This window comes from Pseudomonas sp. ES4, assembly GCF_050586665.1.
GTDB classification, from domain to species: domain Bacteria; phylum Pseudomonadota; class Gammaproteobacteria; order Pseudomonadales; family Pseudomonadaceae; genus Aquipseudomonas; species Aquipseudomonas frederiksbergensis.
In genome coordinates this window covers 39,137-52,412 of record NZ_JBOBDO010000004.1, presented here as the reverse complement: position 1 = coordinate 52,412, position 13,276 = coordinate 39,137, and the positions used below count along the sequence as shown (strand labels likewise).

11 protein-coding genes and 1 tRNA gene are annotated in these 13,276 nt (G+C 60.1%); 3 read left to right on the top strand and 9 right to left on the bottom strand.

Annotated elements, in window-relative coordinates; genetic code table 11:
- Positions 1-144 precede the first annotated feature (144 nt).
- Positions 145-1,134, top strand: a complete 990-nt coding sequence (locus tag ACQ4OB_RS06120) for a GGDEF domain-containing protein (RefSeq protein WP_074872475.1) — start codon at positions 145-147, stop codon at positions 1,132-1,134.
- A gap of 126 nt (positions 1,135-1,260) precedes the next feature.
- On the opposite strand, the gene ACQ4OB_RS06115 is transcribed toward ACQ4OB_RS06120, so the two are convergent.
- The 3 genes from ACQ4OB_RS06115 to gabD form a co-directional block, all read right to left on the bottom strand.
- The gene (locus tag ACQ4OB_RS06115; RefSeq protein WP_074872473.1) at positions 1,261-2,475 is read right to left on the bottom strand and encodes a response regulator; all 1,215 of its coding nucleotides are present in this window, start codon (positions 2,473-2,475) and stop codon (positions 1,261-1,263) included.
- A 150-nt stretch (positions 2,476-2,625) separates the two neighbouring features.
- Entirely contained in the window at positions 2,626-3,903 is a 1,278-nt protein-coding gene (gene gabT / locus ACQ4OB_RS06110) for a 4-aminobutyrate--2-oxoglutarate transaminase (protein ID WP_074872471.1), read from the bottom strand.
- A gap of 197 nt (positions 3,904-4,100) precedes the next feature.
- Positions 4,101-5,543: an NADP-dependent succinate-semialdehyde dehydrogenase gene (gene gabD, locus ACQ4OB_RS06105; RefSeq protein WP_430955291.1), complete on the bottom strand. Its 1,443-nt coding sequence runs from the start codon at positions 5,541-5,543 to the stop codon at positions 4,101-4,103.
- A gap of 350 nt (positions 5,544-5,893) precedes the next feature.
- Between gabD and ACQ4OB_RS06100 the strand changes: the two genes are divergently transcribed.
- Positions 5,894-5,970, top strand: a tRNA-Arg gene (locus ACQ4OB_RS06100).
- A gap of 141 nt (positions 5,971-6,111) precedes the next feature.
- Here ACQ4OB_RS06100 and ACQ4OB_RS06095 read toward each other — a convergent pair.
- The 5 genes from ACQ4OB_RS06095 to ACQ4OB_RS06075 all read right to left on the bottom strand — a co-directional run bounded on the left by ACQ4OB_RS06095 (position 6,112) and on the right by ACQ4OB_RS06075 (position 9,943).
- Positions 6,112-6,381, bottom strand: a complete 270-nt coding sequence (locus ACQ4OB_RS06095) for a hypothetical protein (protein WP_232252221.1) — start codon at positions 6,379-6,381, stop codon at positions 6,112-6,114.
- A 21-nt stretch (positions 6,382-6,402) separates the two neighbouring features.
- Positions 6,403-7,026, bottom strand: coding sequence for a hypothetical protein (locus ACQ4OB_RS06090; RefSeq protein WP_430955290.1), 624 nt, complete (start codon positions 7,024-7,026; stop codon positions 6,403-6,405).
- Positions 7,023-7,589 (bottom strand): RNA polymerase sigma factor, encoded by a 567-nt coding sequence (locus ACQ4OB_RS06085; RefSeq protein ID WP_074872463.1) that lies wholly within the window; start codon positions 7,587-7,589, stop codon positions 7,023-7,025. The genes ACQ4OB_RS06090 and ACQ4OB_RS06085 overlap by 4 nt, the downstream gene beginning before the upstream one ends.
- A gap of 1 nt (position 7,590) precedes the next feature.
- Positions 7,591-9,294: a vWA domain-containing protein gene (locus ACQ4OB_RS06080; RefSeq protein ID WP_430955289.1), complete on the bottom strand. Its 1,704-nt coding sequence runs from the start codon at positions 9,292-9,294 to the stop codon at positions 7,591-7,593.
- A gap of 88 nt (positions 9,295-9,382) precedes the next feature.
- The gene (locus tag ACQ4OB_RS06075; protein ID WP_102616234.1) at positions 9,383-9,943 is read right to left on the bottom strand and encodes a YbhB/YbcL family Raf kinase inhibitor-like protein; all 561 of its coding nucleotides are present in this window, start codon (positions 9,941-9,943) and stop codon (positions 9,383-9,385) included.
- Positions 9,944-10,082: 139 nt separating this feature from the next.
- Between ACQ4OB_RS06075 and ACQ4OB_RS06070 the strand changes: the two genes are divergently transcribed.
- Positions 10,083-11,612 (top strand): apoptosis inducing factor family protein, encoded by a 1,530-nt coding sequence (locus tag ACQ4OB_RS06070; protein WP_074872460.1) that lies wholly within the window; start codon positions 10,083-10,085, stop codon positions 11,610-11,612.
- 117 nt (positions 11,613-11,729) lie between these two features.
- Here the strand turns inward: ACQ4OB_RS06070 and ACQ4OB_RS06065 are convergent, their stop codons facing one another.
- Positions 11,730-13,235, bottom strand: coding sequence for a YdgA family protein (locus tag ACQ4OB_RS06065; protein ID WP_430955288.1), 1,506 nt, complete (start codon positions 13,233-13,235; stop codon positions 11,730-11,732).
- Positions 13,236-13,276 lie beyond the last annotated feature (41 nt).

Genomic DNA, 13,276 nt, shown 5'->3' with positions numbered 1-13,276 from the left:
CGGCGGGAGCAAGCTCCCTCACCACATAAGGCGGGAACTTCGCTCAAAATCCCCTATCTCAAAGACACTTCGCCATTCAGGCGGGCTCTGGTATTGGCCGCTTTCGACCCTCGAGCGGCACACGCCCTTTGAGATTTTGTGTCTATGGTCAATAAAAGCCTACAAGACTCATCCCTCCCGCAGTGGCCCGAGGCTGCGCAAACCCTGCTGGCGCTGATGCATGCACAAGGTGAAGTGGCACGCCTGAGTGAACGAGAACAACTGTTCAGCACTCTGCTGGTGAGCGTCAACGCGGTGCTTTGGGCTTTCGACTGGGAATCTCGTCGCGTGCTCTATGTCAGCCCGGCGTATGAACGGATTTTCGGCCGCTCCGCAGGCTTGTTACTGTCCGACTACAACCAATGGCGCGACAGCATTTACCCCGACGATCTGGACTATGCCGAACGCAGCCTGGCCGAAGTATTGGTCAAAGGCGCCGTTGAAGACCGTGAGTACCGAATCATTACCGCCGACGGCCAGGTCCGCTGGCTCAGTGACAAGTGCTTCATCAACCGCCAGGCCGAACCAGGGCAACCGGTGATCATTGTCGGCATTGCCGAAGACATTACTGACAAGAAGCAGATGGAAACCGAGCTGCAACGCCTGGCCACCACCGACGTGCTGACCCAAAGCAGCAACCGCCGACACTTCTTCGACTGCGCCCACCGTGAATTCGAACAGGCACTGCACCAACGCACGCCGCTGGCCTTCCTGCTGCTGGACATCGATGACTTCAAAGTGATCAACGATACCTACGGCCACCAGGAAGGCGACAACGTGCTGCAACGAATCGCCGAGTGCGGTCGCGCGACGTTGCGGCGAGGTGATGTGTTCGGGCGAATTGGTGGCGAGGAATTCGCCGCGGTGTTTCCCGGCTGTGCGCCAGACATGGCCATGCAAGTGGCCGAGCGCCTGCAACGGGAGATTCAGCGATTGCGTTTCAGCCATGGCGACCAGACGTTCGGCATCACCGTCAGCCAGGGCCTGACCAGCCTCACCGCCGAGGACGAAAGCGTGGACAACCTGTTTGCCCGCGCAGATGCGGCAATGTATCAAGCCAAACACCAGGGCAAGAACCGCATCGTCTCATCCTGAGCCCATGATCGTTCCCACGCTCTGCGTGGGAATGCATCCTGTGACGCTCTGCGTCGCGACTTGCGAAGGGACGCGGAGCGTCCGGGGCGGCATTCCCACGCAGAGCGTGGGAACGATCTCCCTGCGTTATTTCTTGCGTAAGCGCATCAGCTCCGGCAATCCGATCTTGAGCAACCGCGCCGTCCGGCTCTTCGCCAGGTCTTCAATGCCCTCATGCTCGGTCAGGCGCGCCAGTTGCGCAGCCATGTTCATCACCAGCGCTTCGCGGGAGTAAACCCCGCCACCGAACTGGTAGACCGCCGCAATCAGCTCTCGCAGCTCCAGCGGCAGACGCCAGCGAGTGCGAAGCGCCGAACCATAAGCCGCGCCGAACTCAGCCAGCGCCTCGCCAACCTCCTCCCATTCATCCAGCTCGCCCCCGGCCTGCTTCCACTCCTGCAAACACCGCAACAGCGCAAGGTCGCCGAGGCGATGCAGCATGCCGGCGCAATAGCAGCGCTCCTGATCCAGATCCAGCAAGCGCGCCAGGGTCCGGCCATACTCGGCAGTGCGCAGCGACAGCTCCCAATAGCGCTCGGCATAGTCGGCCAGAAACGGATCGCTGAGTCGGGCACTGCGCTTGAGGGCCAGCCCCAGAATCAGGTTCATGCTTTGCCCGGTGCCGAGGCGGTGCAGCGCCTGGGACAGGGTTTGTACGGCGGCGCCATGGTGCTGGGCCGCGCTGTTGGCAGCGGCGATCAGCACAGCGGTCACTTGCGGATCGGTACGAATCTCGTCATGCAGCAGTGTCAGGTCGAGGCCATTGGGATTGAGGCTGCGCTTGACCGCCAACTGCACGTCAGTCATCAGCGGCGCACCGTCGGCCAGCTCACGACGACGCTCCAGGTAAACCGCCAACGTCATGCCTGGCGACAGCGAAGGCGTTTCGCAAGACACCTCTTCACCGGCATTCAACAGCAAATCCTGCAGGCGCTGGGTCAGGCTTTCCATGTTCAGGGGTTTGGTCAGGTACGCCGCAGGCGCCAGCGGCAGAGCTTCGCGAACGCTGGCGCTGTCGTTACGGTTGCTCATTAGAATGAACGGCAGCGGCGGGTTGCGTTTGCGCTGACGGACATTGCGCAAGATATTCAAACCATCGACGCCGGGCAGCTCCCAATCGACGATCACCAGGTCGTAAGGATTTTCCGCCAACAGGTGCAGCGCTTCCTGACCATCGGCACACAGATCCAGCCGCGCGTCACAGCGCACATTCAACAAAACCTGCTTGAGCAGATCGCGGGACCAGGGATCGGCCTCGGCAATCAGCACACGCGGCGCAGCGGGTAACACCACAGCAGTCATTTACACACTCCAAAGTCGTGCTTGCACCTTAGTCAATGATGGCCATTCGATACAGCGCATTTGCCATCAATGGGCTCCATGGACACAAAAAAACCCGCCGAAGCGGGTTTTTTTGTCGATCAGTTCACACATTCATCGGAGCACTTTAAATCAAAGCTCAGAGAAGCACTCTTCGATGATTGCCAGACCTTTGTCCAGTTGCTCGTCCGGCGAAGTCAGTGGTACCAGCACGCGCAGAACGTTGCCGTAAGTGCCGCAGGACAGCAGGATCAGACCCTTGTCACGCGCCTTGGCCACAACCGATGCCACAGCAGCAGCGTTCGGCTTGTGGCTGTCGCCATCAACGAACAGCTCGACCGCGATCATCGCGCCCAGGGCACGGACTTCGCCGATCACCGGGTACTTGGCCTGAATGGCTTTCAGGCCAGTCACCAGACGCTCGCCGACAGCTTTGCAGCGATCCAGCAGGTGCTCTTCTTCGAACACTTCCATCACGGCCAGGGCCGCGGCGCAAGCGATCGGGCTACCGGCGTAAGTGCCGCCCAGGCCGCCTGGAGCAATGGCGTCCATGTATTCGGCCTTGCCGCAAACACCGGCCAACGGGAAGCCGCCAGCGATGGACTTGGCGAAGGTGGTCAGGTCGGCAGCAACGCCCATCTGCTCCATGGCGAAGAACGTGCCGGTACGACCAGCGCCGGTTTGTACTTCATCAGCGATCAGCAGGATGCCGTGCTGGTCGCACAGCGCGCGCAGACGCTTCATGAACTCTTTAGGCGCGACGTAGAAACCGCCTTCGCCCTGAACCGGCTCGATGATGATTGCAGCGATGTCACGCGGCTCGGCGTCGTTCTTGAAGATGCGTTCGATGCTGGCGATCGAATCGTCGATGCTCACACCGTGCAATTCGTTCGGGTACAGCGCGCGGAAGATGCCGCCTGGCATCAGGCCCATGCCGGCCGAGTAAGGCACGACTTTACCGGTCAGGCCCAAGGTCATCATGGTGCGACCGTGGTAAGCGCCGGTGAACGCAATCACACCGGCACGGCCAGTGGCGGCGCGGGCGATCTTGATGGAGTTTTCCACGGCTTCGGAGCCGGTGGTCACCAGCAGGGTTTTCTTGGCGAAATCACCCGGCACCTTGGCGTTGATCTTTTCGCACACTTCCACGTACGGCTCGTAGGCCAGTACCTGGAAGCAGGTGTGGGTCAGCTTGTTCAGCTGTTCGGTCACGGCGGCGATGATTTTCGGGTGCACGTGACCGGTGTTCAGCACAGCGATACCGCCGGCGAAGTCGATGAACTCGCGACCTTCAACGTCGGTCACGGTGGCGTTCTTCGCATGGTCGGCGAAGATCGGGTGAATCTGGCCAACACCGCGTGGTACAGCGGCTTCGCGGCGTTTCATCAGGGATGCGTTAGTCTTGCTCATAAAGTCCTCATTCACCGCTCATCGGGCGGCGTGGTTCAAGGAAAATGCGGCGGGGAGGCAACTACGGCAGCATGCGATGATCGACTGCCACAGCTTTCCCCACCACAGAGAAAATTCCGTTTGAAGCACGCAAAGGGACAGCGCTCTCGTGCCCTTTGCGTTTGAAGCAATGCCTTGCCGGGCTTATCCCTTCGAGCTTAGATGCCCAGGCAGAGGTATTTGATTTCCAGGTAATCTTCGATGCCGTACTTGGAGCCTTCACGACCCAGGCCCGACGCCTTGATGCCGCCGAACGGCGCGACTTCGTTGGAGATCAACCCGGTGTTGACGCCGACCATGCCGTATTCCAGGGCTTCAGCCACACGGAACACACGACCCAGGTCGCGAGCATAGAAGTACGAAGCCAGACCGAACTCGGTATCGTTGGACATCGCGATCACGTCGGCTTCGTCTTTGAAGCGGAACAGTGGCGCCAATGGACCGAAGGTTTCTTCCTTGGCCACGGCAGCGTTGTTCGGCACGTTGGTCAGGATGGTCGGCTCGAAGAAGTTGCCTTCCATGACCTTGCCACCGGCCAGAACGGTTGCGCCTTTGCTGATCGCGTCAGCAATGTGCTCTTGAACCTTGGCCACGGCTTTTCCGTCGATCAGCGGGCCAGTGGTGGTGCCGTCATCCAGACCGTTACCGATCTTGAGTTTGGCCACGGCCACTTTCAGTTTTTCGGCGAACGCGTCGTAGACCGAATCCTGAATGTACAGACGGTTGGCGCAGACGCAGGTCTGGCCGTTGTTGCGGTACTTGGAAATGATCGCGCCTTCGACGGCCTTATCCAGGTCTGCGTCGTCGAACACGATGAACGGCGCATTGCCGCCCAGTTCCAGGGACACTTTCTTGATGTCCTTGGCGCATTCAGCCATCAGCTGACGACCGATTTCGGTCGAGCCGGTGAAGGACAGTTTGCGCACGATCGGGTTGCTGGTCAGCTCGCTGCCGATGTCGCCGGCACTGCCAGTCACCACGCTGAACACACCGGCAGGAATGCCGGCACGTTGGGCCAGTTCGGCCAGGGCGAATGCGGAAAACGGGGTTTGCGAAGCAGGTTTGAGCACCATGGTGCAACCGGCGGCCAGGGCCGGGCCGGCTTTACGGGTGATCATCGCGGCGGGGAAGTTCCACGGGGTGATTGCAGCGGTCACGCCGATTGGCTGCTTGATCACGATCAGGCGCTTGTCAGGCTGGTGACCCGGAATCACATCCCCGTAGATGCGCTTGGCTTCTTCGGCGAACCACTCGATAAAGGAAGCGGCGTAAACGATTTCGCCCTTGGCTTCGGCCAATGGCTTGCCTTGTTCATGGGTCATCAGGCGAGCCAGGTCGTCCTGGTTCTCGATGATCAGTTCGAACCAGCGACGCAGCTTGTTGGCGCGGTCCTTGGCGGTCAGTGCACGCCAGGCCGGCAGCGCTTTGTCAGCGGCTTCGATTGCACGGCGGGTTTCGGCAGCGCCCATTTTCGGCACGGTGCCCAGAATTTCGCCCGTTGCCGGGTTGTTGACCTTGATCGTCTGACCATTGTCCGCATCAACCCAAGCGCCATCGATAAAGGCTTGCTGGCGGAACAACTGGGTGTCTTTAAGCTGCATGTCGGCTTTCCTTAACAGCACCGCGGCAAGCGCGGAGCGAATTATGATTGTAGAAAGGCGCCTTAAAGGCTGCCGTCAGGGAAATCATTCACCGGGCTGAAGCACATAAATAGCGCACTGATTGAAACTCGTGCGGTTCAGCACCCAGACAAGAGCGTTTGATATCTCGAACGAATCCTAGGATCAATGCTGGGAAAGGACAATAGGGCGTTCGAAAAAAAGAACGAAAACGCCGCATTTGCCTAATTTTTCTGATCAACGTAGCAAACACAGGTTACGCTTTGGAAAACCGCAGGCGATTCAGCAGCATGGACGCCCGCAGTGCATATGAGTATCATGGCGCCCGCATTGCACCAGTAGCTCAGCTGGATAGAGTACTGCCCTCCGAAGGCAGTGGTCGTGGGTTCGAATCCCGCCTGGTGCACCATACGTAGAAACGAGAAAGCCTCAGACCGCAGGGTCTGGGGCTTTTTTGTGGGCGTCGTTAAAGCCTCTGGACGGGCGCTGGATGCAGTTGTTCGGTTTAACCGAACAACTGCGTCTGAAAAAAACCGCCGAAGCGGTTTTTTCATTCAGTCGTCCAGTCGAACTCGTCGTACTCATCATCGTCTTCTTCATCCTCGACCACTTCATCATCAAGAACGTCTTCCTCAAACGCTTCTTCTGCCTGCTTCGCCAGCAGAAACTCCTTACGACTCTCAGTCACCGCGCGCCGTAATTCCTCACCCTTCTCCGGGCAGTTGAGCATTTGGGCGATGCGGTCGATTTTTTTTGCCATGGCTTCCTCCAACGCATCGGCTATGGGCCGATAGTGCGCGCTTTCGGGTGTCGATGCCAAATTTGCCGACCGCTGTTCCCCTCATTCCTTCTGCAATTCCTTGAGTCTGGCGGTGAGATTTTCCTTGGGAAAGCGTTTGTGCAAGGTCGCCATCAGGTCAGCGGCCGCTTGAGCCTGACCAGCCTTTTGCAGGCGGATCACTTCCCTTAATTGATCGTCGATAAACGTGGCCGGAGCTATCGCCGAGCGTTTGCTGACCTTCGCTTCATCGGCCATTTCAGCGTTGATCGATTCGCTCTGCGCTGGGGCGGCAAGATCGGCCATTGGCGCCGCAGGCGCGGGGGCGGACAAGGCGCCGGTCGGGGCAGCCATGGAACGCGCAACCGATGACGATGCTTCTTTTTTGGCGGCCGGTGCAGGCGCCTTAGGTGCAGGCGCGAAGTCGTAACTCGGCAGTTGCTCCTCCGTGCGTTGCACCAGTGCAAGCATCAGGGCCACACCGACAAGGCTGGCAAATGCAACTTGCCAACGGGGTTTCTGGCAGGCCTGGACCCAGCGTTTCCACAGGCCTGGTTTCTGCACCGGGACTTCGCGCTGTGCGGTAGCCAGGAGGAACGCGTCGAGATGGGCCGGCGGTTCGCCGGTCGTGTGTTCACGATAGTGCTTCAACACTTGATCTTCTGGCGTAGGACGGGCGTCAGTCATGTCAGTACCTCCTCGGCCAGCAGCCGACGCAGTTTTTGCTGGGCGTAGCGCAAGCGGCTTTTGACGGTTTCCAGCGGTGTTTCGGTGAGGGTCGCGATCTGCGGCAGGTCGAGATCGCCGTGGGCGCGCAGCAGGAACACTTCGCGCTGGTCAGCGGGCAGGTTTTGCAGGGCCGCTTCGAGGCGCTGGCTGTCGCGGCTCAGGCTCAGCAGTTGTTCGGGATCGGCAGCGTCATCGCTCAGGGCGTGGATCTGTTCGTCATAGCTGTCGTGCAAGGGGTTGTGGATTCCGTGTTTGCGCCAGTGATCGATCAGTCGATTGCGGGCAATCTGGTAAAGCCAGGTACGAAAATTCGCCCGGCCTTGTGGCTGACTGGTGCTGCGGATCAGGCTAAGCCAGGTGTCCTGGTAAACCTCTTCCGCCAGTTCGGACTTGCCGCTCAGGCCGAGCAGGAATCGGTAGAGTCCTTGGCGGTGGCGGGCGTACAAAATCTCGAACGCCGGCCCGTCGCCTGCGCGATAGCGGGCCAGCAGCGATTCGTCGCTCGATTCAGGCGCTGACATTTCAGTTGTAGCCTCCTTTAAGCGGCTCACTGTTCGATGCGGTCGTGGTTCGCAGACTTTGCGCCAACTCCACCAATTGCACGAACTCAGCGCGCAGACCGAATCGATCCTCGCCCCGCGCACCACGCGCCAACGCCTCGGTGTCCTTCAGGCTGAAATCACCGGTATAACGCCCGTCCTTGAGCTGCTGGGAAAACGCCGCCACGGCCGCGGCAAATCGCAGGTCCTCACTGGTTGGCGCAGCACTGTCAGTGATCGGCCGCTCGATCAAGCGACTGTTCCCACCTTCGGGCAACTGATATCGCACGCGCAACATCGCCAATTCCCCAGTCGTTTCAGAAACAGCGGCCCCAGGCTTGCCATAGCGCAGCGGCTCCAGCCAGCCCTTCTCGCCCTTGGGCACAATTTCATACAACGCGGTCACCGTATGTCCTGCGCCGATTTCACCGGCATCGACCTTGTCGTTGCTGAAATCCTCACGCTTCAATGCGCGATTCTCATACCCCAACAGCCGATATTCACTGACCTGCGCCGGGTTGAACTCCACTTGCAGCTTCACGTTTTTCGCCACGACCGCGAGGGTCGAGCCGAGTTGATCCACCAGCACCTTGCGTGCCTCGCGCAGGTTGTCGATGTAGGCATAGTTACCGTCGCCGGCATCGGCCAACTGCTCCATCAGGTGTTCATTGTAGTTATCCACACCAAAACCCAATGTGGTCAGGGAAACGCCGGTCTTGCGTTTATCCACAGCCATTTGCTTGAGGCTGTCGAAGTCGCTGATGCCGACGTTAAAGTCACCGTCAGTGGCCAGCAGGATGCGGTTGATGCCCTTGGGAATAAACGCCTGCTGCGCCATCTGATAGGCCAGTTCGATGCCTGACGCCCCGGCAGTTGATCCACCCGCGGTTAATTGCTCGATGGCTGTACGAATTTTCGCTTTTTCGCGTCCAGACGTTGGCTCCAGCACTACACGCGAATCGCCGGCATAGACGACCAATGAAACCCGGTCCTGCTCGCGCAATTGATCGACCAGCAATTTCAGGGTGCTTTTGACCAGCGGTAAACCCTCGCGTCGGTCCATCGAGCCGGACACGTCCACCAGAAACACCAGGTTCGCCGGGACCAGTTGCGCAACCGCACGGTCCGAGGCCTTGATGCCGATGCGCAGCAATCGGGTATGCGGGTTCCACCGTGACGGCGCCAGCTCTGTGGTCACGCCGAAGGGCGAGCCATCGCTGGGCAATGCGTAATCGTAGGGAAAGTAATTGACCATCTCCTCCAGTCGCACCGCACCCTCCGGTGGCAGGCGCCCCTGATTGAGCAAGCGGCGGACGTTGGCGTAGGCGCCAGTGTCGACGTCGGCGCTGAAGGTCGAGACGGGCGCTTCGGCCACGCTGTGAATCGGGTTATCCGCCAGCGTTTGATACTGCTCCCGCTGCTCATCCTGATAGCCCTGCGGATACGCCTCGCTCGCGGGCAGCGGCGCATAGCTTGGTGCCGGGCGAACGCTGCGTTTGGCCATCGAGGTGTCGGCCATGACAGCCTCGCTGCGCACCAGTGTTTCAGCCGATAGCGCGCCCTTAGCCGGCGGCGCAGCCGAGGCGGAATCAGGCTTGGATGAAACGCCGCAACCGGCGATGGCCAGCAGCAACCCGGCGGCGAAACCCTGGGCGGCGGGTCGGAGGAAATGCAGAGGGAGGGACATGGGGGCTGACCTCAGGTGGAAATTGATCCATTCATCCTCTGAGACGAGCCCCTTTTCAGGTTCGGGTTAAACCGGCCGAAAATTAATTTCAGCGGTGATAACGCCGCACCACACTGCTGTTTTTCAGCACATGGCCTTTGATTTTTTCCAGTAGCTGCGCGCGCGTCAGGCCGGCGGGCAGGGCTTGCGGCGCCAGGTCCAGGGCGTAGAGCTGGATGATGTAGTGGTGCGCGCTGTCGCCGACCGGCGGGCAAGGGCCGACATAACCGGTGGTGCCTTTGCTGTTGGTACCACCGACGCCTTCAAGGGCGGATTTTGCGCCAACACCAGCGACAATCTGATGAGTCGTGGCTTTGATACCGTAATGCACCCAGTGATCGACGCCTTGGCCTTTTTGGCCGTCAGGATCGTGCATGACGATGGCATAACTCAACGTGCCCGCCGGCCCGGCGTTCCAATTCAGTGCCGGTGACGCGTTGTGCCCGCCACAACCCGGGGCATCGCTGGCGGCGGCGACAGTGAACAGTCGGTCATCGGAAACACCTGGGATGTTCAGGGTAAAACGTTCCTGGGCCTGCGCCGGAAACTGCACGCAAAGGGCGACTGCAATGGCCGCCAGCCAAGGGTTCAGAGAGGTCAATCGGGTCATACCGGAGCACCTTGTGCGGGTGGGGCCGTCGTCGGCGGGCAAACTATAGCCGGACCGTTCATTCGGTGGCAGCGGCAATTGGCTGAACCTCAAGATAAGCGCCAAACTCTTAAGTGAAACGCTTGCCTGGAGAGCGATCATGGCACTGCACCGCGTCGCCCGTTTCGCCGATGTGCCCGAAAACCGGGGCCTTGAAGTCCAGAGCGCGGACACGAAAATTGTCCTGCTGCGGGTGGGCGATCATCTGCGCGCCTTTCAGGGCGAATGCCCCCATGCCGGGGCACCGCTGGCCGAAGGCGCTCTGTGCCACGGACGGTTGATCTGCCCGTGGCACAAGGCTGCGTATCGGATCGAGGACGGTGCGCTGTGCGAACCGCCGTCTCTGGACAGCCTCAAGCGCTATCGGCTGGAAATACTCGATGACGAGGTCTGGGTCGACGATCAACCCATGTCCGACGCTCATACCCCTCCGGCGGACGACGAGCGAACGTTTGTGATCATCGGTGCCGGCGCAGCAGGCACGGCGTGCGCGGCGGCGTTGCGCGAAAAGGGCTTCGGTGGCCGGGTGCTGTTGATCGACCGTGAAACCGGCGCCGGTTACGACCGTACGGTCTTGAGCAAATTCGTGATTGCCGGGCAGATGCCGCCAGAAGAAGTCCCGCCGTTGCGTGATGAAGACTTTTACCGCGAACAGCGTATTGAACGAATAAACGCCGAAGTGGCGAGCCTGGACGCGGCGAACAAAACGTTGCGCCTGGCTGATGGTCAATCCCTGAGCTACGACGCGGCCCTGCTCGCCACCGGTGGCACACCCAACCCGCTTACGCTGCCTGGCGCCGAGCTGCCGCAGGTGTTCGTGCTGCGTTCGAAGGATCAGGCGCAGCGGATTCTGGGTTCGGCAAAACCAGGCCAACGAGCGGTGATCATCGGCGACAGTTTCATCGCCATGGAATCCGCGTCCTCCTTGCGTCAACTCGGCCTGGACGTCACCGTTCTGGCCCGCCACGCCGTGCCTTTTGCCAAACAGTTTGGCGAGGCCGTCGGCAAGGCGATTCGTGCCCTGCACGAAGCCAATGGCGTGGTGTTTCATACGGATGGCAATGCAACGCACATCGAAGGCACCGCCAGGGTCGAAGCGGTGCGCCTGGACAACGGTCAACGTTTACCGGCGGATCTGGTGTTGGTCGGCATTGGCGTCAGCCCGGCAACCGCTGCATTTACCGGCCTTCCTCTGGAAAAAGACCAGTCGCTGAAGGTCGACGGCGGGATGCGCGTGACCGATGGGCTTTGGGCCGCCGGCGATATCGCCACCTTCCCGCTCAACGGCCAGCCCCAACGGATCGAACATTGGCGCCTGGCACAGCAACAGGCACGGATCGCGGCGATGAACATGCTCGGCGGCGACGAGCATTACCTCGACGTGCCCTATTTCTGGACCTGGCACTTCGGTAAAAACTACGACTACCTTGGGCACGCCGCGACCTGGGACGAGGTCGAGTTCAAAGGCGACCCTGACCATCCCCCTTTTATCGGTCTGTTCGGCAAGGACGGATTGGTGGTCGCCGCAGTGGCATGCGATGAAGAACGCGCAATAGCGCTGCTCGCCGAACGGATGAAACAGCCGTTGTCGGTGGATGAGGCGTGGCGGTTGGTTCGGGACTTGAATTAACGGGATGTGGGAGTCCTTCGGCCTCCAGCGGAGCAAGCTCCCTCGCCACAAGCCAGACAGCAAAACGCCCGGCTCTGCGTTGCGCAGAGGCCGGGCGTCGGTGTGTAAGCCCTGGGTTTACTCGACGGCGACATTCCCGCCGAATTTGCTCATGACAAACCCGACAAACTCTTCGACGGTCATCTTCTGGCCGTTGAATTCCACCTGATTATTGGCGTAATGCAGTGTGGAAACGATGTTGTTGCCATCCAGTTTTGCCAACTGCGTACCGACGGCCATGCTGCCAAACATGTCGGCGGTGGCGGTGGCCTGATCGGCGATGAGCTTGGCGTCGGTCTGACCGTCGATTTGTGACTGCACGCTCAGCAGGTCAACGAGCATTGGCTTGGACACTTTCACGTTGACGTCCAGCAGCGCGATCAGTTGTTGGGTCAACTGGTCCGGCGGCAGGTCCATGGATTGTGGCTTGGTCAGGTTGAGCACCAGATTGGCGCGGCTTTCGCCATTGGCAGTGTTGAACGACAGATTCTCCAGGGCGACCTGCGGACCGGCGGCCAGCAGTTTCTCCAGGTCGGTTTTGACCTGCGCCTCTTCGGCCGGGGTCAGGACCAGCTCTGGCGCCGGTTCACCCGCAGCCACGGCCTCGGCGGCGGCCCTCTCGTACGGTTGCAGTTTGGTCTGGTAAATCTGCATCAGCGACATGGTTGCCGGGATGTCGAGGTTCTTCAGGCTCATGGCCATCTGCGCAGACCCGACAACCTTGCCGTTCAGGGACACCTCACCGACCTTGTAATCGGCACGGCCCGAAGCGCTGGTGCCGGATTCCTCGGTCTGGTTTTTCATTTCAAATTTCTTGAAGCCCAAGACCGACTGCTTGGCGCCGAAGGTGGTCTTGCTGTCGGTCAGCTCGACGGTGTTTTCGCCGGTGTAGTAGCCGTAGGTGCTTTTTGTCAGGTTGCTGGCCACGGTCAGACCATGCAGTTCGACCTTCACCGGCGTCTGATCTTCAGCCACCGTGCTCAGTGTCAGGCTGTCCATGTAACCGTTGGCCTTGACCTTCTGCGCTTGAGCGCTGGCGGCGACATCGAGGTTCAGCCCGGAGAACTTCAGGTTGGACTTGTCGTCAAGCGCCACGTCCAGCGGCAGCAATTGCAGGGTGCCGTTGGTGGCATTGTCGTAACCGATGTTGACCACGCCCGTGAGTGGCGATTTGTCCTTGGCGGCGACGAACCACTTCTCGGTGGTCGGAGTTCTTTCCAGTTCGTAGTGACTGGTGGCCAGGACCGGCAGCCACTTCAGCGACACCAGGCGCGAAAACGGCAGCGGGCCGTGTTCGATGCGATCGACGAACAGCAACTCCACCGGTGCTTCACCGAACATCTCGCCTTCGCCCTTGAGGCGGTAATGCGCGGTGCTGCTGAACACATGGCGCTCCAGCGACACCAGCTCCAGCGACGCCGTGCCGTTGGAACCGACCAGCGCAGCTTGCAGCTCTTTGTTGGCGTCGGCGATGGAGGTGTTCAGCACACCTTCGAGTTTGGTGCCGGTGTACCAGGCACCGCCGGCGCTGATTGCGCCGATGGCAACGACGATTCCAAGAAGCACGCCTGCTGATTTATTCATGAATGACCCGATCAATGTCCGTTGTTTGGAGGTGTGGTCGT